Source organism: uncultured Hymenobacter sp., from assembly GCF_964242765.1.
In the GTDB taxonomy this organism is placed as follows: domain Bacteria; phylum Bacteroidota; class Bacteroidia; order Cytophagales; family Hymenobacteraceae; genus Hymenobacter.
Window position 1 is genome coordinate 37243 of sequence record NZ_CAXTBM010000037.1, and the last position, 24392, is coordinate 61634.

Annotated in this window: 19 protein-coding genes and 1 pseudogene; 13 read left to right on the forward strand and 7 right to left on the reverse strand. The window is 54.5% G+C overall.

The window, feature by feature from the left end:
* Positions 1–9: 9 nt before the first annotated feature.
* The 12 genes from ACFE7X_RS15680 (at position 10) to ftsZ (ending at position 15215) form a co-directional block, all read left to right on the forward strand.
* A complete protein-coding gene (locus tag ACFE7X_RS15680; RefSeq protein ID WP_375436625.1) occupies positions 10–756 on the forward strand; it encodes an FtsL-like putative cell division protein in 747 nt (248 codons plus the stop codon).
* Positions 740–3190 (forward strand): penicillin-binding protein, encoded by a 2451-nt coding sequence (locus tag ACFE7X_RS15685; protein ID WP_375436626.1) that lies wholly within the window; start codon positions 740–742, stop codon positions 3188–3190. The genes ACFE7X_RS15680 and ACFE7X_RS15685 overlap by 17 nt, the downstream gene beginning before the upstream one ends.
* Positions 3191–3248: 58 nt before the next feature.
* Complete coding sequence (locus ACFE7X_RS15690) at positions 3249–4736, forward strand: UDP-N-acetylmuramoyl-L-alanyl-D-glutamate--2,6-diaminopimelate ligase (protein ID WP_375436627.1); 1488 nt, start codon at positions 3249–3251, stop codon at positions 4734–4736.
* Between the two features lie 108 nt (positions 4737–4844).
* A complete protein-coding gene (mraY, locus tag ACFE7X_RS15695; protein ID WP_375436628.1) occupies positions 4845–6065 on the forward strand; it encodes a phospho-N-acetylmuramoyl-pentapeptide-transferase in 1221 nt (406 codons plus the stop codon).
* 52 nt (positions 6066–6117) lie between these two features.
* Positions 6118–6849: a Mur ligase family protein gene (locus tag ACFE7X_RS15700; protein ID WP_375436629.1), complete on the forward strand. Its 732-nt coding sequence runs from the start codon at positions 6118–6120 to the stop codon at positions 6847–6849.
* A gap of 39 nt (positions 6850–6888) precedes the next feature.
* Positions 6889–7479, forward strand: a complete 591-nt coding sequence (murD, locus tag ACFE7X_RS15705; RefSeq protein WP_375436630.1) for a Mur ligase family protein — start codon at positions 6889–6891, stop codon at positions 7477–7479.
* A gap of 67 nt (positions 7480–7546) precedes the next feature.
* Positions 7547–8728, forward strand: a complete 1182-nt coding sequence (locus ACFE7X_RS15710; RefSeq protein WP_375436631.1) for an FtsW/RodA/SpoVE family cell cycle protein — start codon at positions 7547–7549, stop codon at positions 8726–8728.
* Positions 8729–8788: 60 nt separating this feature from the next.
* A complete protein-coding gene (gene murG, locus ACFE7X_RS15715; protein WP_375436632.1) occupies positions 8789–9931 on the forward strand; it encodes an undecaprenyldiphospho-muramoylpentapeptide beta-N-acetylglucosaminyltransferase in 1143 nt (380 codons plus the stop codon).
* A gap of 19 nt (positions 9932–9950) precedes the next feature.
* Positions 9951–11387, forward strand: a complete 1437-nt coding sequence (murC, locus tag ACFE7X_RS15720; RefSeq protein ID WP_375436633.1) for a UDP-N-acetylmuramate--L-alanine ligase — start codon at positions 9951–9953, stop codon at positions 11385–11387.
* A gap of 34 nt (positions 11388–11421) precedes the next feature.
* On the forward strand, positions 11422–12135 hold the full coding sequence (locus ACFE7X_RS15725) for a cell division protein FtsQ/DivIB (RefSeq protein ID WP_375436634.1): 714 nt from the start codon (positions 11422–11424) through the stop codon (positions 12133–12135).
* Between the two features lie 95 nt (positions 12136–12230).
* On the forward strand, positions 12231–13634 hold the full coding sequence (gene ftsA / locus ACFE7X_RS15730) for a cell division protein FtsA (RefSeq protein WP_375436635.1): 1404 nt from the start codon (positions 12231–12233) through the stop codon (positions 13632–13634).
* An 81-nt stretch (positions 13635–13715) separates the two neighbouring features.
* Positions 13716–15215: a cell division protein FtsZ gene (gene ftsZ / locus ACFE7X_RS15735; RefSeq protein WP_375436636.1), complete on the forward strand. Its 1500-nt coding sequence runs from the start codon at positions 13716–13718 to the stop codon at positions 15213–15215.
* A gap of 346 nt (positions 15216–15561) precedes the next feature.
* Here ftsZ and ACFE7X_RS15740 read toward each other — a convergent pair whose 3' ends face one another.
* From ACFE7X_RS15740 to ACFE7X_RS15770, 7 genes are all read right to left on the reverse strand, one after another.
* Positions 15562–16575 (reverse strand): cytochrome-c peroxidase, encoded by a 1014-nt coding sequence (locus ACFE7X_RS15740; RefSeq protein WP_375436637.1) that lies wholly within the window; start codon positions 16573–16575, stop codon positions 15562–15564.
* A gap of 272 nt (positions 16576–16847) precedes the next feature.
* Positions 16848–17906 carry a cytochrome-c peroxidase gene (locus ACFE7X_RS15745; RefSeq protein ID WP_375436638.1) on the reverse strand — a complete coding sequence of 353 codons (1059 nt, stop codon included), beginning with the start codon at positions 17904–17906 and terminating at the stop codon, positions 16848–16850.
* Between the two features lie 18 nt (positions 17907–17924).
* Positions 17925–18695: an MbnP family protein gene (locus ACFE7X_RS15750; protein ID WP_375436639.1), complete on the reverse strand. Its 771-nt coding sequence runs from the start codon at positions 18693–18695 to the stop codon at positions 17925–17927.
* Positions 18696–19049: 354 nt separating this feature from the next.
* Positions 19050–19577, reverse strand: coding sequence for an NADPH-dependent FMN reductase (locus ACFE7X_RS15755; RefSeq protein WP_375436640.1), 528 nt, complete (start codon positions 19575–19577; stop codon positions 19050–19052).
* A gap of 159 nt (positions 19578–19736) precedes the next feature.
* Complete coding sequence (locus ACFE7X_RS15760) at positions 19737–20492, reverse strand: succinate dehydrogenase/fumarate reductase iron-sulfur subunit (RefSeq protein ID WP_375436641.1); 756 nt, start codon at positions 20490–20492, stop codon at positions 19737–19739.
* 216 nt (positions 20493–20708) lie between these two features.
* Positions 20709–22643 carry a fumarate reductase/succinate dehydrogenase flavoprotein subunit gene (locus ACFE7X_RS15765; RefSeq protein WP_375436642.1) on the reverse strand — a complete coding sequence of 645 codons (1935 nt, stop codon included), beginning with the start codon at positions 22641–22643 and terminating at the stop codon, positions 20709–20711.
* Between the two features lie 12 nt (positions 22644–22655).
* A complete protein-coding gene (locus ACFE7X_RS15770) occupies positions 22656–23333 on the reverse strand; it encodes a succinate dehydrogenase cytochrome b subunit (protein WP_375436643.1) in 678 nt (225 codons plus the stop codon).
* 253 nt (positions 23334–23586) lie between these two features.
* Here ACFE7X_RS15770 and ACFE7X_RS15775 point away from each other — a divergent pair.
* Positions 23587–24392 (forward strand): annotated as a pseudogene (locus tag ACFE7X_RS15775) (hypothetical protein); the annotation flags it as partial.

Consider the following 24392-nt stretch of genomic DNA (forward strand, 5'->3'; position numbering starts at 1 on the left):
AACAACCGAGTGGCAACCAATACTGTAAAACCCGTCGCTAAGCAGCCTCGCACCAACGCACCTCGTGCTGTGGTGCCAGAGTTTGTGGCTGCGCCTGAGCCGGTAGTGATGCCGACGCCCGAGCCAGAGTTCAAGAAGCCACAACCCGAGCCCAAAGCGCCCCGGCCAACGCGTCCGGTGGGTCCGCGCAGCTCTTGGAGCGTGTTCACGCTGCTGGAGCGCGTTACGCGCATGGACGGGCTGTTTCGGGAGGGGTTGCCGGTGCGCTACCTGCCGCACGTGCTGTTCGTGATGTTTCTGATTTTGGTGTACATCGGCAACACGCACTACGCCACCCGGATGAACCGCGCCATTCAGAAGTTGAAGCTGGAAACCGAAGACTTGCGCGCCGACTACACCACTCTGAAGTCCGACTACATGGAGGCCAGCAAGCAGAGCGAGGTAGCCCGCAAGGTGGCCGCCTACGGCTTGATCGAAAGCTCGTCGCCGCCGTTCCGTATTGAGGTTCCCTCCGGTCGCCTTGATGAGGCGGCCCTGGACCTAGTGCCCATCCTGACCGCCGATTCGTTGGCGGCCCGCGCCCTGCGCGATTCGCTACGCCACGCCGTGCCCGTAGCGCCTATCGACTCGTTGAATATTGAAGTAGGTGCGCCGCCCGTGCCTATCGGGACGGATGCCACCGGCGAGCCGGCGACAGAGCAGCCGGCCGCTTCCCAACCTGCTAACAGCACTCGTCGCAATGAAAGGAAGCGTTAAGAAATCCATCGTAACCCGGGTACGGCTGGCGTTTTTGGGCGTCTGTCTGTTTTCGGCTGCCATTATCTGGAAGGTCGGCAACATCCAGTTCAAGGAAGGGGAGAAGTGGCGCGCTTTGGAGCAGGAGCGGCGCGTGGTATATCAGCCCGTGTTTGCTACCCGTGGCTCCATCGTGGCCGATGATGGCAAAAGCATCATGGCAACTTCGCTGCCCTTTTTCCGAGTGGCATGGGACCCGAGCGTAGTAGATCCTCAGCTTTTTGATAATAAGGTGGATTCTCTGGCGCTATTATTATCACGGTTCTTCGGTGATAGAACCAAAGAGGAATATAAGCGCAAGCTCAAGAATGCGCACAACCCAAAGGCGCACGTGCGGTACGTACGGCTGAACTCGCGGCAAATCAATTTTCAGGAGAAGAAAGAAATTGCGGCTTGGCCCATCTTCCGGGCGGGCAAAAACAAAGGCGGCGTTATTTTCGAGAAGGTGGATAAGCGCTTCCGCCCTTTCGGTGGGTTGGCGCAGCGCACTATCGGCTTCATCAACGAAGACAAGAACGGAGCAGGCCTGGAGTTTACCTTCAACCGCCACCTAGCCGGCAAAGACGGCGAAGCCTTGTTTGAGCGCCTGCCCGGCGGCAACAAGCCTATCTACGACGGCACCGAAATCAAGCCTATTGATGGCTACGACGTCAAGACTACACTCGATATCAACCTTCAGGACGTAGCCGAAAACGCCCTCTACAAATCGCTGGTGGACAACAACGCGCAGTATGGCTGCGTGATTCTGATGGAGGTGCAGACCGGCGAAATCAAAGCCGTAGCCAACCTAGGCAAAGTGGACGAGGGCATCTACCGCGAAGACTACAACTACGCCATTGCCGACCAGGGGCGTACCGAGCCGGGTTCTACGTTCAAGCTGGCCTCGTTAATGGCCGTGCTGGAAGACAACCCCGACATGACGCTCGACGAAGTGGTAGACACCGGCAACGGCCGCATGTACATCGGTGGGGCCGTGAAGACCGACTCGCACGGCTACGGCAAGATTACGGTGAAGCAGGTGTTCGAGAAGTCCAGCAATATCGGGGTGGCAGTGCTTGTAGATCGGCAGTTCAGCAAGAACCCCGGCAAGTACACCGACTACCTAAAGCGGTTCGGGCTGCACAAGCCGCTCGGCTTCCAGATGGCTGGCGAGGCCCGCCCGTATGTGAAAGACCCGCAGGACCGCTCTTGGAGCCGTACGTCGCTCACCACCATGAGCATCGGCTACGAACTGAAGCTGGCTCCGCTCCAAACGCTGGCCTTCTACAACGCCGTGGCTAATGGCGGCGTGAAGGTGCAGCCCATCATTGTGAAGGAAATCAAGCAGGTGGATAAGGTACTGGAGCGTTTCGAGCCGGTGGTGCTCAACCCCAAAATCTGCTCCGATGAGACGCTGGCTAAAGTGAAGGCCATGATGGAAGGCGTCGTGACCGAGGGTACGGCCCGCGGTATCCGCTCCGAAGATTACACCATTGCCGGCAAAACCGGTACGGCTTGGAAATTCAAGAACGGCGCGTACACCCGCACCTACTCCACTAGCTTCTGCGGCTATTTCCCGGCCGACAAACCGAAGTATTCGTGCATTGTAGTGGTTGACTCGCCCAAGAAAGGCCGCATCTACGGCGCCGACGTGGCGGCGCCGGTGTTCCGCGAAGTGGCCGACAAAGCCATGGCGCGTGATGCTGCCTCTCAGCGGCCGGTGCTGGCTCGCACGCCCATCAACCGGGCCAAAACGCCGGTGGTGCAAGCGGGTATGCAAGACGAATTGCGGCTGGTATTCGAGAAAATCGGGGTGAAAAACGAAACGGCAACGCCTGATGAAGATTGGGTACGCGTGCCAACTAAAGCTGATAGTGGCGCCGATGCCTTAGCGTTGCAGCCGCTGGCCGTACGCCCCGGCCGAGTGCCCGACGTACACGGCCTAACGTTGCGCGACGCCCTATTCCTGCTCGAAAACCGTGGCCTGCGGGTGCGTGCCATCGGGACTGGCCGCGTGAAAACGCAATCAGTGGAAGCTGGTTCGCCAGCACGGCGCGGCACCGTAGTTACGCTGGCGCTGCAACCCATTGGGCAACGCTCCACGGCTGCACCTGCGCCGCTGGTAGCGCCTGCGCCTAGTCAGCTAGCCGAGAACAAGCTCTTGACTCCCGTAGACACCGATTTGGAAGCTAAAACGCGCGAGCTGGCAGCCACGGCTAAAGTTCGGCTAGCGGCCAGAAAAGGCGCAGTTTCCTCAAACGAGGCAAAGAAACCAGAAGATAAAAAGCCAGAGCCTCGCAAAGCGGAGAGCAAACCAACTGCTCCTGCCAAGCCCAAGCAAGCGGAGAGCAAAGCATCGAAAAGACCAACGCAGATAACGCAGCAGGCAGCCACCAGTAAACCCAAGAAAGCCTAAACAGCGTCTTCTGCGCAACCCTCAGCGCCCACTGCGGGCTAAAAAACACAGAACAACCTTGTCGACTGATAAAGAAATAACGCCCCCTCTCTTCGCCCTGCTGGCCGACGTAACCGTGCTAAACCAGCACGGCGCTACCGACGTGCCCGTGCAGGCCCTCACGCTCGATTCGCGGCAAGCCGCTCCCGGCTTCGTATTTTTCGCGTTGCGCGGCGCGGCCACCGACGGCCACCACTTCATTGCGAATGCAGTGCAGCAAGGCGTATCGGCTATTATCTGCGAAAGTCTGCCGGCCACGCTGGAACCCGGCACCACGTACGTGCAGGTGCCCGACTCAGCCGAGGCAATGGCACACATGGCAGCGGCATTCTACGGGCACCCGTCGCGGAGCTTGCAGCTGATTGGCGTAACGGGTACCAATGGCAAAACCACCTGCGCCACGCTGTTGCACAAACTGCTGCGGGAGCTAGGCTACCACACCGGCCTGCTTAGCACGGTGCAAAACCAGATTGACGAGGAAGTAATTCCAGCTACGCACACCACCCCCGATGCCATTCGGCTAAACGAGCTGCTGGCTCGCATGGTAAAAGCCGGTTGCACCCATGCCTGCATGGAGGTTAGCTCGCACGCGGTGGTGCAGCATCGCACCACGGCGCTGCGCTTTGCCGGGGGTATCTTCACCAACCTCACCCACGACCACCTCGATTACCACGGTACCTTCGATAACTATCTGAAAGCCAAAAAAGGCTTTTTCGATCAGCTACCGAAGTCGGCTTTTGCCCTCACCAACGCCGACGATAAGCGGGGTCTGGTGATGCTGCAAAACACGGCTGCCCGCCGCGAAACGTATTCCTTGCGCGGAGCCGCCACCTTCAGGGGCAAGTTGCTTGAAAATGCGGTGCATGGCTTGTACTTAGAAGTGGACGGCCGTGAGGTGCAGTTTCGCTTGATTGGGGTCTTCAATGCCTACAATTTGCTAGCCGTGTATGGCGCGGCCGTGTTGCTAGGCGAAGATTCGTCGGAGGTACTGACGGTGCTTTCGGGGTTGCTTTCGGCGCCCGGCCGATTCGAGCCGATTGTATCGCTCAAGACTCATGTCACGGGCATTATTGACTACGCTCACACGCCCGACGCGCTAGAAAATGTGCTCGATACTATTGCCGACATCCGCCAGCCAAGCCAGCAGGTAATTACGGTGGTGGGCTGCGGCGGCAACCGCGACGCTGGCAAACGGCCGGTCATGGCCAACCTCGCCTGTCAGGGTTCCGACCGGGTAGTACTCACGGCCGATAATCCGCGCTTCGAAGATCCGCTGGCAATCCTAACCGAAATGCAAGCCGGCGTCAAGGCGCAGGACTTAATGAAAGTCGTTACCATTCCCGACCGGCGCGAAGCCATCCGGGCTGCGGTGCTGCTCGCCGGCCCCGGTGACATTGTGCTAGTTGCTGGCAAAGGCCACGAAACCTACCAGGAAGTAAAGGGCGTCCGTGCTGAATTCGATGATAAAAAAGTGCTCAAGGAGATGTTTGAGCAACTTGGAAAATAAGGAGCCATTAATGAAAATCTGCAAAAACACAACGCTTGCTTGACCTTAAAAAACTGGAATCTTTGCAGCTTGCCCATTTTTTGACTGCAATCTGCTAACCCTGCGCTCATGCTTTATTATCTCTTCAACTATCTCTACAAAGTGCACCACATACCGGGAACGGGCGTGTTTCAATACATTACGTTCCGGGCAGCACTGGCGGTAGTTACCTCTCTCATTATTGCACAATTCTTCGGCAAGCCCTTGATTCGGGTGTTGCAACGTGCTCAGATTGGTGAGACAGTGCGCGACTTAGGGTTAGAAGGCCAGCTTGCGAAGAAAGGCACGCCAACTATGGGCGGCCTTATTATTCTGCTGGCTATTCTGGTGCCGGTTTTGCTGTTTGCCAAGCTCGATAATATCTACATCGTGCTCATGCTGCTCAGCACGGTTTGGCTTGGGCTGATTGGCTTTGTCGACGATTATATTAAGGTAGTAAAGAAGGACAAGGAAGGCTTGGCCGGGCGCTTCAAGATTATGGGCCAGGTAGGACTTGGCCTCACGGTGGGTTGGGTGCTGTTTTTTTCCAACGATGTAACTGTGCGGCAATATCTGCTGGCCGATGGCCAACTGTCGGCCGTGGATGCCAGCAAGGTGTATCAGGATGTGAAGCTGATGATTACCACGGTTCCCTTCCTGAAGAACAACGAGTTGAACTACGGCGACTTATTTGCCACCGCCGGCGACTTCTTCAACGAGTACTACGCCTTCTTCTACATCCCGATTGTCATCCTCATCATCACAGCCGTGAGCAACGGGGCCAACCTCACCGATGGACTCGACGGACTAGCGGCGGGTACTTCGGCTATTATTGGGACCACACTGGCGGTTTTCTGCTTCGTGAGTGGTAACGCTTTCTTGGCTGATTACCTCGACATCATGTTCATTCCGAACTCAGGCGAGCTGGTTATTTTCTGTACCGCTTTCGTGGGGGCCTGCGTGGGCTTTCTGTGGTACAATTCGTATCCGGCGCAAGTGTTCATGGGCGATACGGGCTCGTTGGCTATTGGTGGCATCATTGCCGTACTGGCCCTGATTGTGCGCAAAGAGCTGCTGATTCCGGTGCTGTGCGGCGTGTTTTTGGTGGAAAGCTTGTCGGTGATGGTGCAGGTAAGCTACTTCAAATACACGCGGCGCAAATACGGCGAAGGCAAACGCCTGCTGCGCATGTCGCCGCTGCACCACCACTACCAGAAGCTAGGCTACCACGAATCTAAAATCGTGTCGCGCTTCTGGATTGTGGGCATCATGCTGGCTGTCTTGACCTTGGTTACTTTAAAACTGCGCTAATGATTTTCTCGCCGGGTTCTGCCCGCCGAGGCATTCAACACGAACATCGACTATGCACATTGTAGTATTAGGAGCGGCCGAAAGTGGAGTAGGGGCAGCGCTGTTAGCGCAGGCCAAAGGCCACTCCGTGTTCGTGTCCGATAAGAGCCCAATTCAACCCCAGTACAAGGAAAAGCTAGCGCAAGCCGGTATTGCTTTCGAAGAAAACCAGCACACGCTGGAGGAGGTGTTGAAGGCGCAGGAAGTAATCAAGAGCCCTGGCATCCCGGAAAAGGCGACCGTCATTCAGGCCCTGCGCGAGAAAGGCACCCCTATTATTTCGGAAATCGAGTTTGCGGGCCGCCACACTAAGGCCAAGTGCATTTGCATCACCGGCACCAACGGCAAAACCACCACCACGCTGCTGACTTATCACCTGCTAAAAGAGGCGGGCTACAATGTAGGCTTGGCCGGTAACGTGGGCTATAGCCTCGCGGAGCAAATTATTGAAGATAAGTTCGAGTACTACGTGGTAGAGCTCAGCAGCTTCCAGCTTGATGATACTTACCATTTCCAGCCTTGGGTTTCGGTGCTGCTCAACATCACCCCCGACCACCTCGACCGGTATAACTACTCGCTGGCTAGCTACGCCGAATCCAAGCTGCGCATCATGCGCAACCAGGATAGCAGCGGCTACTTCATCTACAACGCCGACGACGAGAACATCCAGCGCTACTTCCAGGCGGCTCTTCGCGCGGTGCAGCAACTGCCCTTCAGCCTCCCCCACCGCCCCGACTATCAGTAAGGAGCCTTTTATCTAGACGAGGAAAATATCTGCGTGGATTTGAAGCCCGGCTACTTCAGCGAAACCGAAAAAGTCAATACCGCAAAGTCTCCCCTCATCGGGCAACACAACCGCCAGAACATGATGGCGGCCGTGCTCTGTGCCCGCATAGCTGGTGTGGGGAACGGTGAAATCGAAGCTGGCTTGGCCACGTTTCACAATGCCGACCACCGCTTGCAACAAGTCGGCGAAATCAACGGCGTCCGCTTCATAAACGACAGCAAAGCCACCAACGTAGAAGCGGCTTGGTATGCCCTCGACGGCATTCAGCAACCAATCATCTGGATAGCGGGCGGCACCGACAAAGGCAACGATTACACCACGCTCGTGCCGCTGGCGGAGTCGAAAGTGAAAGCTCTCATCTGCCTAGGTGTCGACAATGAAAAATTGCGCACCGTTTTCCAGTCCGTGGTTTCTTCTTTAGAAGAAACCCAAAGCGTGACAACCGCTGTGCAGCGCGCTGCCGAGCTAGCGCAGCCCGGCGACGTGGTCTTGCTTTCGCCTGCCTGCGCCTCCTTCGACTTGTTTAAAAACTACGAGGACCGAGGCCGTCAATTTGCTGCGGCAGTAGGGGAGTTGCAAAGACAGTAGACTTTGTCTTAACTCCGTCCACCTGCTCAATATCAATCACTGAATCACCCTTTCACCAACTCCTTATATGGACATCGTCAAAAACTGGCTGCGGCAGAACTTGAAAGGTGACCCAGTACTGTGGGGCATCGTGATTTTATTCTCGCTCATCAGCATTGCCGTGGTGTATTCCGCCACCGGTACGCTGGCCTATAAGCAGCGCGCTGGCAATACCGAATACTTCCTGCTCAAGCACACCGGCCTGATCTTCGTGGGGCTAGCCTTTATGTGGCTAGCACACCGCATCGACTACCGCTACTATTCGCGGCTGTCGTTGTACGCGCTGCTGCTGTCCGTGCCGTTGCTGCTGTTCACCTATTTCATGGGTGGCACCACGCTCAATGATGCTTCGCGCTGGCTTACGATTCCAGTTATCAACCAAACCTTCCAGCCTTCTGACTTAGCCAAGCTGGCCCTGATTGCGCACCTAGCTTCCATGCTCAGCCGCCGTCAGCAGCAAGTGCAGGATTTCAAAACCACGCTGCTCCCTGTAATGCTGTGGGTAGGCTTGATTTGCGGTATCATCATCCTAAGCAACGCTTCTACGGCGCTGTTGTTGTTTGTTACTTGCTTGCTGTTAATGTTTATTGGGCGAGTGCCCCTCAAGCAGATGGCCGTGATGGTTGCCATTGGGGTGGTAGTAGGCGGCGTCGGTCTTTCTTCTGGCCAGCGCTACAAGACGGTATTAAGCCGTATTGAGAGCTTCACCGACAAAAGCAAGCCGGTGCCGTTTCAGTTGGAGCACAGCTACATTGCCATTGCCACGGGCGGCGTAACGGGCAAAGGCCCCGGCAACAGCACCGAGCGTAACATCCTGCCGCACCCGTATTCCGACTTCATTTTTGCCGTTATCATTGAAGAATACGGCATGGTTGGCGGCGCCTTTGTGGTCTTTTTGTACTTAGCCTTTCTCTATCGAGGGCTGCTGACCGTAGTAAACAGCTACGGGGCCTTTGGCGGTTTGCTTTCGGCCGGCCTCACCTTCAGTTTAGTGTTGCAGGCCATGGTGAATATGGGCGTGGCCGTAGGATTAGGCCCCATTACGGGTTTGCCGCTGCCACTACTAAGTATGGGTGGTACCTCACTCATTTTCACGGGTATCAGCATCGGTATCATCTTGGCCGTTAGCCGCGGCGAGCGGGAAATTCGCCCCATGGTTGGCGAGCCTGCCGACACGGCTCGGATACCGAAAGTGTCGTCTTACGCTTAGCCTGACTAGTTCTTCGAAATCCACTCATTACACGCTGCGCCATCCTGCGAGAATCAAGAAATGCCCACTAAGAAGCCCCATACTGCCTCAGAATCATTACGCGTCATCATCAGCGGTGGCGGCACGGGCGGGCATATCTTCCCGGCAGTAGCTATTGCCAATGAGCTACGCCGTCGTCAGCCAGATGCCGAAATCCTATTCGTGGGCGCTAACGGCCGCATGGAAATGACGCGCGTACCCGAAGCTGGCTACGAAATCGTGGGCTTGGACATTGCCGGCTTGCAGCGCCGACTCACCCCCCAGAACCTGATATTTCCTATTCGGGTAATGCGGGCCGTCCGCAAGGCTGGTAAGCTAATCGAGCAGTTCCGGCCCGATGTGGTGGTAGGGGTAGGAGGCTATGCTTCGGCGCCGGTGCTGCTGGCTGCCACCTCGCGCAGCATACCTAGCCTTATCCAAGAGCAGAATTCCTATGCTGGCTTGGTGAACAAGCTGCTGAGCCGCCGCGTCAACAAAATCTGTGTGGCGTACGAGGGTATGGAAAAGTTCTTTCCGCAGGAAAAGCTGGTTCTCACTGGCAATCCCGTCCGTACCGAAATAGCTAGCGGCAACCGTTTGGAAGCGCGGCAGTTTTTCGGCCTCGCACCAGACCAACCTGTGCTGCTCGTAATAGGAGGGAGCCTCGGAGCCCGCACCCTCAATCAAGCTACCGCTACCGCGTTACTGCGCCTAAAAGCGGCCGGGGTGCAACTGCTGTGGCAAACAGGCAAGCTGTATTACCCGGAAGCCGCACAGCAAGCCGCTCCCTTCGCCGCTGATAACCTGAAGGCGCTGGAGTTCGTGCAACGCATGGATTTGGCTTACGCCGCCGCCGATGTGGTGGTCAGCCGGGCCGGGGCGCTATCTGTTTCGGAACTGTGCCTTACGGGTAAGCCGAGCATTCTGGTGCCTTCGCCCAATGTGGCGGAAGACCATCAAACCAAAAACGCCATGGCGCTGGTGCGCAAGGATGCCGCCCTTCTGGTATCGGATGCGGAAGCTCCCACCAAACTCTACGATACAGCGCTGGCGCTCTTGCAAAACCCTGCGCAGCAACAGCAACTAGCAACTCAGGTACGCCAGCTGGCCCGTCCTGCGGCTACCACTACCATCGTCGATGAGCTGTTGAGGCTAGTTGGCAAAGCTCAGATTCCTACTTCCTAATTCTAGATTCATTGTCGTTTTGAGTTCCGTCGCTGCATATCCTTACGTCTACTTCCTCGGTATTGGGGGCATTGGCATGTCCGCGCTGGCGCGCTGGTTTCAAGCCAATGGGCACACCGTAGCGGGCTACGACAAAACCAGCACGCCGCTGACCGAGGCGCTGGCAGCGGAAGGCATTGCGGTGCACTACGACGATGCCGTTACAAGCATTCCGGCGGTAGTGCGCGAGAACAAAGCGCAAACGCTCGTCGTACTCACGCCCGCCATTCCCAAAGACCATCAAGAGTGGGCTTGGTTACGTAAAAATGGCTACGATATCCGTAAGCGCAGCCAAGTGCTTGGCGTACTCACGCAGGGGCACCGCACCATTGCCGTAGCGGGTACCCACGGTAAAACCACTACGAGCAGCATGGTGGCGCACTTGCTTCACCACGCCGGCGTACCGTGCGCGGCCTTCCTCGGCGGCATCTCCGTAAACCTCGGTTCGAACGTGTTGCTGCCACCGGCAAACAATTCGGAGGTGCCCATTGTGGTGGAGGCCGACGAATACGACCGAAGCTTCCTGACGCTGCACCCCAGCATTGCCATTGTAACCAGCACCGACGCCGACCACCTCGACATCTACGGCAACAAAGATGCGCTGGTGGAGTCGTTTCGGCAGTTCGTGGGCCAGATTCAGCCCGGTGGCACGCTCATCATCAACCACACCGCCGATGCCAGCGTGGCGGCAGCGGTGCCGGCTGGCGTGCAGGTAATCCGCTACGGACTCACCCTTGAGCAAGGCCCCGAGTTGTACGCCACGGATATCACGGCGCATGGGCACCAATTTCGTTTTGCCCTGCACGGACTTCAGGGAACAGTAGAAGGACTGGAGCTAGCAGTACCTGGCTACCACAACGTAGAAAATATGCTGGCTGCTGCTTGCGTGGCGCAACTTGAAGGCGTAAACCCTGAGCAGTTGCAAGCCGCTGTAGCGGCTTATAAAGGCGTAAAGCGCCGGTTCGAGTTCATCGTGACGGCGGGTTCACCCGAGAAGCCGAAAGTATATGTAGATGATTATGCCCACCACCCACGCGAAATCGAAGCTTTTCTACGTTCTCTGCGGGCGCTGTATCCGGGGCGGCAGCTGCGGGTTGTATTCCAGCCCCATCTGTTCACCCGCACCCGTGACTTCGCTCCTGGCTTTGCCGAGAGCTTAAGTTTGGCCGATGAGGTGGTGCTGATGGATATCTACCCGGCTCGGGAGTTGCCCCTGGAAGGGGTGACCTCGGAATTGATTTTGTCCCAAATAACGGCCCCTCAAAAGTCGTTGCAAACCGTGGACAATATTTTGGCAAATGCCGGTGCTGATTCTAATTTCGACGTACTCGCAACTGTCGGGGCGGGAGATATTGATAAGTTGGTTCCTGATTTAAGGAATATTTTACATATTCGCTGGAATGAAGCTCAAGCGTAAAGTTCAAAATGTCTTATTCGCAACTACTTGCCTGATGTTATTGGGTGGGCTGGCGGTGTTTGCCGGGATACGGCAAGCCAACCGGCCCGTTGGCCAAGTTATCGTCACGATTAGCAACGAGTTCAATAACTTCTTCATCAGCGAGCGAGAAGTAACCAGCCTGCTCACGCGTGGGGGAGAGGAGCGCATTGAAGGCAGTACGCCCGACGAATTGGATTTACCGGCACTAGAAGCTCGCCTAAAAGCGCATTCTTTTGTAAAGGACGCTCAAGTGTATCGCGACTTGTCGGGTAACATACACGCTGATGTGCGCCAAAACCGCCCTATTGCGCGCCTCGTTCACCCGAATACGCGTCTTGATTCCTACCTCGACGCTGATGGCCACAAGCTGCCGCTCTCGACGTTATTTACGGCGCGGGTGGTGCCAGTGTCCCGGCAAAACGGCGCTCCGTTAGCTGCTTCCTTTTTTCAAGATTCCACCGGCCAACGTTACCTCGAATTATTGCGCTATATTGATGAAAAACCCTTCTGGCGCGCTCAGATAGCTGAAGTATTCATTGCCACCAATGGCAAGGTTTCCTTCACGCAGCAAGTGGGCGACCAACGAGTAGAATTTGGCTTTCCCGAGAATATTTCGGAGAAATTCGCGAAACTGATGGTATTTTACCGTCAAATTCCGCCGGCGCTTGGCTGGGATACGTACCACCGCGTCAACGTAGAGTTCAAAGATCAAATCATTTGCGAGTAGTTTTTTCTGCTCCTAAGGCCTGAAAAAGGCTATTTTTGCCAAGTCACACCGCATCCAACTGCTATTTCCCCGCCAGCTTTACCCGACCCATCCCCATGCAACACGACAAGATTGTAGTCGGCCTCGACATTGGAACCACGAAGATCTGTGCCCTTGTAGGCCGCAAAAACGAGTTCGGCAAACTCGAAATATTAGGTATGGGTAAAGCCGTGTCGGAAGGCGTGGTACGCGGTATCGTGTCCAACATCGACAAGACGGTGGATGCTATTCGGCGTGCTATTCGGCAGGCCGAAGAAATGTCAGGCATCAACATTGGCGTGGTGAACGTGGGTATTGCCGGCCAGCATATCAAGAGCCTGCAACATAATGGCAGCATCACCCGCGCCTCCGCTGATAGCGAAATCACGCAGGAAGACGTGGAGCGCCTCACCGGCGATATGTACCGCCTCGTGACCCCGCCCGGTTCTCAGATCATCCATGTAATGCCCCAAGACTACAAGGTGGATTACGAGGAAGGTATCATGGACCCCGTAGGTATGTCGGGCGTGCGTTTGGAAGGCAACTTCCACATCATCACGGCTCAGAGCACAGCCATCAACAACATTAACAAGTGCGTTACCAAGGCCGGTCTAGAAATCGACAACCTGATTCTGGAACCACTGTCTTCTTCTATGTCCGTACTGTCGGATGAAGAGAAAGAAGCTGGTGTAGCCCTGATTGATATTGGGGGTGGTACCACTGACTTGGCCATTTTCAAAGATGGCATCATTCGCCATGCGGCCGTACTGCCTTTCGGTGGCAACATCGTAACCTCCGACATCAAGCTAGGCTGCCAGGTAATGCAAAACCAGGCCGAGCAGTTGAAGGTGAAGTTTGGTAAAGCCATTGCTGAGGAAGCTTCCGACTATGAAATCGTAAGCATCCCCGGTCTGCGTGACCGGGCGCCCAAAGAAATTTCCCTCAAGAACCTAGCCTACATCATTGAGGCACGGATGGAGGAAATTATCGAGTTGGTGTATGCCGAAATTCAGCGTACCGGCCACGCCGATAAGCTGGCTGCTGGCATTGTGCTGACGGGTGGCGGCTCGCAACTGCAAAACCTGGTGCAACTCACTGAGTATGTAACGGGCCTCGATACACGTATTGGCTATCCTAACGAACACCTTGGTAAGAGCAAGATTGAGGCAGTGAAGTCTCCGATGTTTGCTACTACCGTGGGTCTTGTACTTGCTGGTTACCGTTCGCTTGATGAGCGTTTGAACCGCAATAATTACGAGCAGGAACAGCAACAGCAACACATTCCGCAGCCAGCTTCGTATTACCAAGCACCAGCGCCTACTCCGGCGCCAGCGCCTACTCCCGCTGCTAAACCCGTAGCGCAAAAACCTGCGGAACTAAAAGAGCCGAAGAAGCCATCTGGCGCTGGTAAGTTCTTCCAGGACATTATCAGCCGTACCAAAGGACTGCTAATTGACGACTTCGACGATACCAAGTACTAATCTGTTAAATGGTTGAATTGCTAAATGGTTGTCGTTGAACGACCAACAATTTAACCACACAACCATTTAGCCACTCACCTCATGAATTATAAATTCGACATCCCGGCGCAATCCAAGTCCATCATTAAGGTGATTGGCGTGGGTGGGGGCGGCTCCAACGCCGTCAACCACATGTTTGGCCAGGGCATAAAAGACGTAGAATTCGTCATTTGCAACACCGACAAGCAGGCCTTAGCCTCTTCGACGGTGCCCAACCGGCTGCAAATCGGGATGGACCTGACAGAAGGCCTTGGGGCTGGCGCCAACCCGGAACGCGGCAAGCAAGCCGCTATTGAAAGCCGGGAACAAATCCGCGAACTACTCAGCAATGGCACCAAGATGGTGTTCATCACGGCGGGTATGGGCGGTGGCACCGGAACCGGAGCAGCTCCCGTTATTGCTAAAGTAGCCAAGGAGCTAGGCATTCTGACCGTAGGCATCGTAACGGCGCCGTTCATGTTTGAAGGCAAAAAGAAACGCCAACAAGCGGAATTGGGAATCAAAGAGCTGAGCGAGAACTGCGACACCGTGCTGGTGATTCTCAACGATAAGCTCCGCGAGATTTACGGCAACTTGCCTATCCGCTCAGCCTTCGCAAAAGCCGATAACGTGCTGAGCACCGCCGCCAAGTCTATTGCCGAAATCATTACGGTGACGGCCGATGTGAACGTGGACTTCGAAGACGTAAAAACCGTCATGAAAGACAGCGGCGCTGCTGTTATGGGTAGCAGCATCACGGACGGCGAAAACCGCGCCCGCCGTGCTGCTGAAGAAGCTTTGGCCTCGCCGCTGCTCAACAATACCGATATTCACGGGGCGCAGCGTATCCTGCTCAGCATCATGTCCGGCGATCAGGCGGAACTAGAGATGGACGAGCTGACGGAAATTACGGAGTGCATCCAAGACAAAGCAGGTCAGAACGCCGAGGTTATTTTCGGGCACGGTATCGACTCTTCGCTGGGCCAGAGCATCCGCGTGACGGTAATTGCCACCGGGTTTGCCCGCGAGGCGCACACCATCACGGTGACTCCTTCTAATAATCGTACACCCGAGCCTGAAGCGCCGGAGCCCGATCCTCAGATCAATCTTTTTGATAAGGATCGGCAGGAGGCAGTATCTAATGCTCCCGTAGTTCCGTCCTTCACGAGCGCGCCCGCGCCGCCCCCTGCTCCTGAGCCGCAACCCGTGAAGTTCGACCTTGAGACGTCGCCCTACAACGCGCCTGTACCGCCTGTAGCAGCACCTTCCTCGCCCGCGCCGGATCCAGTAGTGTATCAGGCCCCACAGCCCGCGCCACCGTTGCCGGGTCGTCCGGCGCTTGATGCACGGGCCGAAGAGCGTCGTCGGCGCTTGCAGGAATTAAGCAATGGCCTTTCCAATGAAGCTATCAAAGACCAACTGGAAACGCCTGCTTATCTGCGCCGTCAAGTGAAGCTCGAAAACGTGACGCCTTCTTCTGAGCGTAATATTAGCCGCTTCAACCTCTCCGATGACAATGAGTTGCTAGGCGACAACCGCTTCCTACACGACAACGTGGATTAGTTGTTGAGTTCATGATTGAAAAAGGCCACTGACAAATCTCAGTGGCCTTTTTGTTTTGTGGAAGACAAGGAAGCACGCCTCAATGCTGTCTTAAAGAATCTGTCGGTTTTCCTGCCGAATCTGAGGCTGGTAAGCGTTGGGGCAAGTCCGGTTCTCGGTCGGGGCTGAGTTGACGAGTGGAAGATATAGAAGAGCACGAAGCCCACAAGGCTGAAGCACAAACCAAGAACAGCAGAACAAGTGAGTGCTTCATGAAACTTGGGCTGAGTGTAAGCGCTGCCGATTGATTAGATTATTTGTAACCAAATTTTCAAGGATCCGAGATTTGGCCACCTATAACCTATGGTCAAAACGGATTGGAAAACCGTGGGTCCTGAATAAAAGTTGAATCGGTGAGGGTTCGCAGGAATGCGACGAGCTGCCGTTTCTCGGTAGCCGTGAGGTTGAGTTTGGTGCCGCCTGGTGTATTGGAGAGGAGCAGGATAGGTTCGACAGTAGTGGTGTTGATGTGTTCGTTGTAGTGATCCACTACTTCCTCTAGGGTTTGAAAACGGCCATCGTGCATGTAGGGGGCCGTCAGCGCAATGTTGCGGAGCGTGGGCACGCGAAACTTGCCCTGGTCGGCGGCGAGGCCGGTTACGCCAAAGCGGCCCAGGTCGGTGGAAGAGGTCAGGCCGTTGTTGAAGTACTGCGTCAGGCCACCGGGAGCGGTGAAGTTGGTGGACGTAAAGAGGAAATTATTGCCGTTGTGGCAATGGTCGCAGGAGCCACCGCGGGCTAGTATATTGCCGCCCTCGCCCGGATGATTGAAAAAAAGAACCCGGCCGGCGCGCTCGTCGGCTGTCAGCCGGACTCCCCCCGGCAGCAACGACTTTTCATAGCGAGAATTCGAAGAAATCAGCGTCCGTTCGAACTGCGCCAACGCTTTTAGCACGTTTTCTTCGGTAATAGCGGCCGAACCGAACGCACCAGCAAACAGTGGCGGGTACAAGGTGGTTTGCTGCAACTTACGTACGCCGTCAACTAAACTTTGATGTAGCTCAATCGGGTTTTCAATCGGGATACGGGCCTGCTTTTCGAAGGTGTTGACCGAACCATCCCAATTTAAGTTGGGCTCCCAAAGCAAATTCACCAACGACATCGTGTTGCGTTGATGCGCTACCCCGTCGACGCCAACTGCGCGTGTGCGACCGTCGGTAAACGCTTTGCTTTGCTGGTGGCAACTGCCGCACGACATGGAGTTGTCGCGCGAGAGACGAACTTCATAAAACAGCTTGCGGCCCAAGTCCACGCCTTCAACCGTTAGAGTATTGTCCGCGGGCAGCACAACGCCTTGTGGTAGCTGTGCGGGTAACGTCAAATTATAAGGTGTGGCTGGCGTAACGGGTGGTGCCGGCAACTCGGGGTCTTTCTTATCACAACTGGCAACCAGGAGCAATACTCCTGCTAGTAGTAGCCTAAGAGGTCGATAAGTAGAGTGCAAATACATGAGAAAGTAGAGACAAGCCTGTGAAAGATAGTGATTTGCAGTGCAACCACAGGCACTTGCCGTAACGCTAGAACAGTTTGGTTATTTGAAACTCGAACAGTAATAGAAGCTTGGCGTTTCTATCGTGTAAGGGAACTACTCTGTTATTCTGCTAGCTGCGAATTATTTGTAAACTGCTCGTCAGTGAGGGTAGCTAAAAAGGCCAGTAGGTTTTGGCGTTCTTCAGCGGAAAGGGAGATACCCGGGCCCGGGCCAGACCGCCGCAGTTGCGGGTCAAGCGTAGCGGATTCTACCATGCCGTGGTCGTAATGGTCGAGTACTTCGGTTAGCGTGTTGAAGCGGCCATCATGCATATAAGGGGCGGTCAGGGCCACGTTGCGGAGGCTGGGCACCTTGAAGCGCCCGGCGTCGAGGCGGCTTCGGGTGATGTGAGCCCGCCCGGAATCCAGCGGAAAGTGCCGATCCAGCCCGTTGTTGCGGAACGATTCGTCGGTGAATAGGTCGCCAGCGTGGCAGTTAGTGCATTTCTGGCGTAATACGGCTAGGCCGCGTAACTCGGCACCGGTGAGCACGCCGCCCGCTTCGTGGCGGGCGTAATGGTCGTAGCGGGAGTTGCTGGAGGTGAGAGCAGCTGTGAATTGCGCCAATGCCCGCAGAAACTGGTAGGAGTCGATGGGGCTACTACCGCCGAAAACCTGGGCGAAGCGGCGCTGGTAGTTGGCATTGGCGTTGAGCTTGCGGAGTACGTTATCCAGCGTTTCATCCATCTCCAAGGGGTTGGTGATGGGAGCCAGGGGCATTGTTTCGATGTTCTTAGGCCCTCCGTCCCAAAAGAAGTTCAACTTCCAGCGTAGGTTTTGTAGTGCCGGAACATTGCGAGTTCCCAATCGGCTGTCAATCCCTTCACTCATCCGGTGCCCGGCATTAGCGAAAGCCGATGCTTGTTGATGACAGCTACCACACGACACCGTGCCGGTGCGCGAGAGCTGAGGATCATAGAACAAGGCACGACCTAGCTCGAAAGCCGCCTGCATTGGTGGATTTTTTTCTAAGCCATACACCGGCGCAGGAAAGTTGTTAGGCAGTTGAGTGCCCGGCACTTCTTTGGTCGGCAATACATCTGCATCTGGTTGGCAACTCGTTGTTACCAGTCCTGCCGTGCTTACAAAAAACCAGAGAGCTATGAGCGAAGAGGATTTCACGGGTATAACCTCAGCAGGCTAGTCAATTACATTGACACTATCGACTGAGAACATACCAGCTTTTTGGTTGTCGGCTACGTTCCCCGCATCAGAGCCACCCATTACGTTATAGGTGTTGGCGAAGCGTACAGTAGCGGCTGGACCAGTGAACATTCTTAGTACATCGGCCCTTATTTGTACTTCCGGGGTTCGCGACTCCCGTACTTGAATAACTCTGTTGTTTAAAGCTGGCGTTACTTCCCTAATGTTTGCGGAACCACCAATGTGGAACACCAAGACCCCGTTTGGCGACTTGGGGGAGCGACCTTCCAACTTGGTGAAGATATAGCCGGTATCCCAAGTCCAGAACATGTCGCTGATAGCCAAGGCTCCCGTTTGGGCACCCCCTTCGTTGCGTTCTTTGTCTACACCAACAGTGAAAGTTATACTGGTGTAGTCGCCAACGGGCACATCGGGGATGGTGAACTTACGGGATGCGTCGCGCTCCTGATCAAGCAGGTAGTAGCTTTCTGGCTGAACGAATTCCGTGTTGTCGGCGCGTTTTAGCTTGATATTTGAAATGTAGTAACGGAAAACAGAAACCGTGAAGTCATCGTTGGAAGGGGTGAAGTAGGGCGTTCGTCTGTTCAACTCCAGAGGACTATCACCAACTATATTTTCAAATTTCATACTCACTTTCCCGGTCTTGCCGCTGGGAACTGGTTCGTCTGTATCCTCTTTGCAAGTTGTAAACATTGCGGACGAGGCAAGAAGGGATAACCAAAGAAGAGAGTATCGTACTAGTTTCATCTTCAAGATTTTTTGGGTAAGTCACGTTCACACTGGGTTCATATAAATCCCAGCAAATAAGGTCGCCACCGTGACCTTGAGCAAAACCTATATAGAGGCGAGACGCAGCTGGCTAAGGAATATATCACCTCGTTACTTCACTTCAGTTAGCCCCGTGGCCAAGGCCTTGCCTTCCGGTTCGGAAGCCTTGCATTACTTCACTAAATGGTACTTGCCGTTGCAGTACGAGAGCCGGGAGGCATGCCACGGATAACGGAAGAAATGCTAGCCTATTATAACTGTAGCCCGCTGGATCCCTGAAAGGTTCAAGGAAAGCTCCACTATGTGATAAGTGAAGCCGCTACAAGAAAGTTCTTAAAAAGCCAATAGCTGCTCTACTTGCTCCCGCAACAGTTGTTGGTAGAGAGGATGGTCTAGTGTACCGTCTTCGCTTAAGTATTTGTCAATAAAAGGGAGCCGCACGCGCGCAGGCAGCACAGCCGTACCCAAGTACATGAGCACGTCGGAGAGGTGGCTGAGGGCTAGCAAACCGCCTTGGCCTCCGGAGGATAACCCAATAAGGGCCGCTTTCTTCCCCCGAATGCCTCCAGGATAGGGCAAGCCGTCAATGAACGTTTTGAGCACCCCTGGGTAAGAGCAATTGTACTCGGGTACTACCAGCACCAGCTTATCGGCGCTACTAGCCAAAGCTGCTAATTCGTTGAAGCCATTATGGTTGCCTGAGTTGCCGTAGAGGGCGGAAACGCTTACATCAGCGGGTAGCAGAGCCAAGTCCAGTAACTGACATTCGGCGTCCTGGCTGCGCAACAAGCTTATGTATAAGTCGGCAATGCGACGCGCCCGCGAATTAACCCGGTTGGTACCAACAATAACTGTTATCATGAAATCGAAGTGAATGATGAACGGTTGAGAAACGCAGTTCACAACCCGGACAGTGAAACAAGCTAACGGGTGAGTTAGCTAGAAGCAAGACAAACAAAAAAGCGAAACGGCAGGCCGTTTCGCTTTTTCAGAAGCTTGTGCATAAACAATCAGCATTGCCTACGCTAGATTGTTGGATGTAGCTTTAGCTGACAGGAATTCGCGGTTCAAAATGGCAATATTCTCCAGCGAAATGCCAACGGGGCATTCTGCAGCGCAAGAGCCAATGTTGCTACAAGCACCAAATCCTTCCTTGTCCATCTGGGCTACCATGTTTTCCACGCGAGTTTTGCGCTCTACGTGTCCTTGCGGCAACAAGGCTAGCTGGCTAACTTTGGCGCTTACAAAGAGCATAGCCGAAGAGTTCTTGCAAGAAGCTACGCAGGCACCGCACGCAATGCAAGTAGCGGCCTCGAAGGCCCGGTCAGCAATTTCCTTAGGAATCGGAATCTCGTTGCCATCAGGAGCACCGCCGGTGTTAACGCTTACATAGCCACCCGCCTGAATGATGCGGTCAAAAGCAGAGCGGTCTACACTAAGGTCTTTGTTGATAGGAAACGATTTCGACCGCCAAGGCTCGATAGTGATGGTATCACCGTCACTGAACTTGCGCATGTGCAGTTGACAAGTGGTTGTGCCCGCCTCAGGTCCATGAGCTCGACCATTGATGAAGAGGTTGCATGAGCCACAAATGCCTTCGCGGCAGTCGTGGTCGAACGCTACAGGCTCTTCGCCTTTGCGCAGCAAATCCTCGTTCAAAACATCAAGCATTTCTAGAAACGACATTTCGGGGGAAATGTCGCGAACTTGATAATCCACAATTCTGCCGTTCGTGTTGCGGTTTTTCTGCCGCCACACTTTCAGCGTAAGATTCATTGGTTTGGCGTTGGGGTTACTTCCGGCCATTAGTATAGGGAGGGGTCTTAGAGTCTAGGGAACGAAGGGTCTTGCCTGGCATATCATTAGCCCTGGGCCCTGATCCCGCGATGTTTATGTTTAAACAAGTGAGGTAGCAATTAAGTGCAGACGAGTAGCTAAGGCTTTTGAAACTATATCTAAATTTCTCAAAGCCTTAGCTATCTATGAAGTCCGCTACTTATAGCTCCGCTGCGTGAGCTTCACGTTTTCGAACGACAGTTCTTCCTTGTTCAGGATTTCAGGCTTGTTGTCGCCTGCGTACTGCCAAGCCGCTACGTAAGCAAAGTTCTCGTCGTCGCGGAGTGCCTCACCTTCGGGCGTCTGATATTCTTCCCGGAAGTGACCACCACAGCTTTCATTGCGGTGCAAGGCGTCGTCTACCATCAGTTCTCCTAGCTCAAGGAAGTCAGCCACGCGGCCAGCGCTTTCCAGCATCTGGTTCATTTCCTGATCTGTACCAGTGAGCTTCAAGTCAGTCCAGAACTCGCGGCGCAGTTTCTGGATTTCTTGCTTAGCGTGTTGCAAACCCTTAGCACTACGAGCCATGCCACAATACTCCCACATAATGTGGCCCAGAGCTTTATGGAATTCACCTGGGCTACGCGTTCCGTTGATGCTCAACAACTTGTCTACGCGAGCACGCACCTGCGCCTCAGCCTCAGCAAATGCCGGATGTTGCGTGGTTACGGGGGTAGGAGGGGTTTGCGCCAACTGGTCGCCGATAGTATACGGGATTACAAAGTAGCCGTCCGCAAGGCCCTGCATCAAGGCCGAAGCCCCGAGACGGTTAGCTCCGTGGTCGGAGAAGTTGCACTCGCCCGTAGCATAAAGGCCGGGGATAGTGGTTTGCAGGTTGTAGTCAACCCAGAGGCCGCCCATGGTGTAATGCACCGCTGGGTAAATGCGCATAGGCTGCTTGTATGGGTCTTCGCCAGTGATTTTTTCGTACATGGCAAAGAGGTTGCCGTACTTCTGACTCACGGAATCGGCACCCGTACGCTTGATGATATCAGCGAAGTCCAGGTATACGGCCAGGCCCGACGAGCCTACGCCCCGGCCTTCGTCGCACATCTGCTTGGCATTACGCGAAGCTACGTCGCGAGGCACCAGGTTACCGAAAGCCGGATACTTACGCTCCAAGAAATAGTCCCGCTCTTCTTCCGGAATATCATTTACCGTTATTTGGCCCTTCTGCAAGCGTTGCGCCATTTCCACTGTCTTCGGCACCCATACCCGGCCATCGTTGCGCAACGATTCCGACATCAGCGTCAACTTGGACTGATAGTCGCCCGAGACAGGGATACAGGTAGGGTGAATTTGCGTGAAGCAAGGGTTGGCGAAATAGGCGCCTTTTTTGTGAGCCCGCCAAGCAGCAGTAGCATTGCAGTACTTGGCGTTGGTGCTCAAGTAAAATACGTTGCCATAACCACCGGTGGCCAGTACTACGGCGTGTGCGGCGTGCTGCTCGATTTCGCCCGTAATCAGGTTGCGCGTAATAATGCCGCGCGCATGCCCATCCACTACCACCAAGTCCAGCATTTCGGAGCGGGTGTACATTTTCACTTTGCCGTAGGCAATCTGGCGCGATAGAGCCGAGTAGGCGCCTAGCAGCAATTGCTGTCCGGTTTGGCCGCGGGCGTAGAACGTGCGGCTGACCTGGGCTCCACCGAACGAGCGGTTAGCCAATAGCCCCCCATATTCGCGGGCGAAAGGTACTCCTTGGGCTACGCACTGGTCGATGATGTTGACTGATACCTGAGCCAAACGGTACACGTTGGCTTCGCGGGCACGGTAGTCACCCCCTTTGATAGTATCATAAAACAGACGGAAAACGGAGTCGCCGTCGTTTTGGTAGTTTTTGGCGGCATTGATACCACCCTGCGCGGCAATGGAGTGCGCCCGGCGGGGGGAATCATGATAAGTGAAGGCCTTTACGTTATAGCCTAGCTCTGCCAGAGAAGCTGCCGCTGCGCCTCCCGCCAAGCCCGTACCTACTACAATGATGTCGTACTTACGCTTGTTGGCGGGGTTAACCAGCTTAACGTTGAACTTATGCTTCTCCCATTTTTCGGGGAGAGGGCCTTCGGGAATTTTGGAATCCTGAAACATCAGCTAGGCAGATTAGGACTTGAATATGAAGAAGTACAGCGGCATAGCAGCGAATCCAGCACAAACAATGATGGAAAAAGCGTAGCCGATTACCTTGATAACAGGCGTGTACTTGCGGTGGTTTAAACCTAGCGTCTGAAATCCGCTGGCGAAGCCATGAAGTAGATGGTAGCAGAGTGCTATTTGGGCCAGTACATAAAGAAGAACATACCACCATGTCTGGAAGGAATTCATTACCACACCATACAAGTTCTTGTTGTTCTGCGAGTCGAAGGGTAACGGCTCGTAGTGGAACCGGTAGTAGAAGTTATAGAGGTGCACGATAAGAAACACCAGAATCACGGAGCCTAGCAGGCCCATGTTCCGCGACTTCCAGTCGCTGTTCTGTCCGATATTATCAACAACATAGCTTTGGCCGCCCCGGGCCGCTTGGTTGCGGCGCGTCAGGACGATAGATTCGTAGATGTGAAAGCCAAAGCCGGCTACCAATATGATTTCGGCTACCCGAATCAAGGGATTGGTACTCATGAAGTGCGAATAGGTGTTGAAAGCCAAGCCTCCGTCACCTTTGAAAAGTTGCAGGTTGCCAATTAGATGCACGACCAGGAATGAGCAAAGAAAAAGTCCGGTCACGGACATAATAACCTTGCGGCCAATGCTACTGGAAACCGTGTTATTAATCCAACTCATAGAAGCTGCTAAAGGGGTTTGTTGAGGTCATTTGTAGCGGCCAAAGGTACATGGCAACCTACTAGGAAACAATTGAAATAAACATTGAGGTTCACTCGTTAGCTAGCATGAATCAATATGCGCGCTACTCCGTTAGATAAACCGAGTTTGTTGATTCTTTTACCAACCTACAGGTCTGATTTTTGTTAGATTAGTCCTACGGTTTCGCTGCTTGTTCAGCCTCTGGCCTTTCTCTCCTTCATTACCCGCTTCTATGTTGCGTTCGTTACTATTCCGTTTGGCTCGTTTCGGGTCAGTGGTGTTGCTTTTAGTGGGGTTACTGACTTTGGCGTTTCCAACCCAAGCAACTCACATCCGAGCCGGTGATATTCAATCCAAGGTTGATACCACTGCGGCAGGCAATCCGCGCCGGATTTTCTTCCGATTAACTCTCTACTGCCGAGACCCACCCAATGGGCCGGATCAGCCTACAGCGGCCATCTTCTTCGGCGATGGCAGCTGTGATTTGAACATAGCGCGCACCACCAACGTGCTACTTCAGCCCGATGTACGGCGCTATACCTACGAGTTCGAGCACACGTATGGGGCTGCAAGTCCGGCCGGCCGGCCCTACGTAGTTAGCTTTATTGGGGAGAATCGTAATGCGGGAATCAGGAACATGTCGAACTCTGTGAATCAGTCGTTCTACATTTCCACTACGGTTACCATTGATCCGGCTTTATTGCTGAATCGCTCGCCGGTGCTTCGGCGCCCTGCTATCGATAATGCGGTGATTGGACAAGTATTCCAGCATAATCCGGCAGCTTATGATGCCGATGGCGATTCTTTGGCTTATGCGTTGGTGAACAGCCAACAAGCTGGCAACGCCGCCGCCGTAGTGAACTGCACTCCCGTGCCAGCGTCGGTTCCCAACTACGTGTTGCCGAATGCAGTTGCTCCTGGCGTGCAGGTCCCCTTTACTGGTCCCCCCGTAGGCGTGCCTGGGGCGCCCGCTATTTTCCAGATTGATGCCGTTACGGGGCAAGTGGTGTGGAATGCGCCGAGCTCAGTGGGCGAGTA

Bases quoted from the DNA above. Each gene is read 5' to 3' on its own strand.
- ACFE7X_RS15685 (WP_375436626.1), top strand. From the start codon at position 740: ATGAAAGGAAGCGTTAAGAAATCCATCGTAACCCGGGTACGGCTGGCG.
- mraY (WP_375436628.1), top strand. From the start codon at position 4,845: ATGCTTTATTATCTCTTCAACTATCTCTACAAAGTGCACCACATACCG.
- ACFE7X_RS15700 (WP_375436629.1), top strand. From the start codon at position 6,118: ATGCACATTGTAGTATTAGGAGCGGCCGAAAGTGGAGTAGGGGCAGCG.
- ACFE7X_RS15710 (WP_375436631.1), top strand. From the start codon at position 7,547: ATGGACATCGTCAAAAACTGGCTGCGGCAGAACTTGAAAGGTGACCCA.
- murG (WP_375436632.1), top strand. From the start codon at position 8,789: ATGCCCACTAAGAAGCCCCATACTGCCTCAGAATCATTACGCGTCATC.
- ACFE7X_RS15725 (WP_375436634.1), top strand. From the start codon at position 11,422: ATGTTATTGGGTGGGCTGGCGGTGTTTGCCGGGATACGGCAAGCCAAC.
- ftsA (WP_375436635.1), top strand. From the start codon at position 12,231: ATGCAACACGACAAGATTGTAGTCGGCCTCGACATTGGAACCACGAAG.
- ftsZ (WP_375436636.1), top strand. From the start codon at position 13,716: ATGAATTATAAATTCGACATCCCGGCGCAATCCAAGTCCATCATTAAG.
- ACFE7X_RS15750 (WP_375436639.1), bottom strand. From the start codon at position 18,695: ATGAAACTAGTACGATACTCTCTTCTTTGGTTATCCCTTCTTGCCTCG.
- ACFE7X_RS15755 (WP_375436640.1), bottom strand. From the start codon at position 19,577: ATGATAACAGTTATTGTTGGTACCAACCGGGTTAATTCGCGGGCGCGT.
- ACFE7X_RS15760 (WP_375436641.1), bottom strand. From the start codon at position 20,492: ATGAATCTTACGCTGAAAGTGTGGCGGCAGAAAAACCGCAACACGAAC.
- ACFE7X_RS15765 (WP_375436642.1), bottom strand. From the start codon at position 22,643: ATGTTTCAGGATTCCAAAATTCCCGAAGGCCCTCTCCCCGAAAAATGG.
- ACFE7X_RS15770 (WP_375436643.1), bottom strand. From the start codon at position 23,333: ATGAGTTGGATTAATAACACGGTTTCCAGTAGCATTGGCCGCAAGGTT.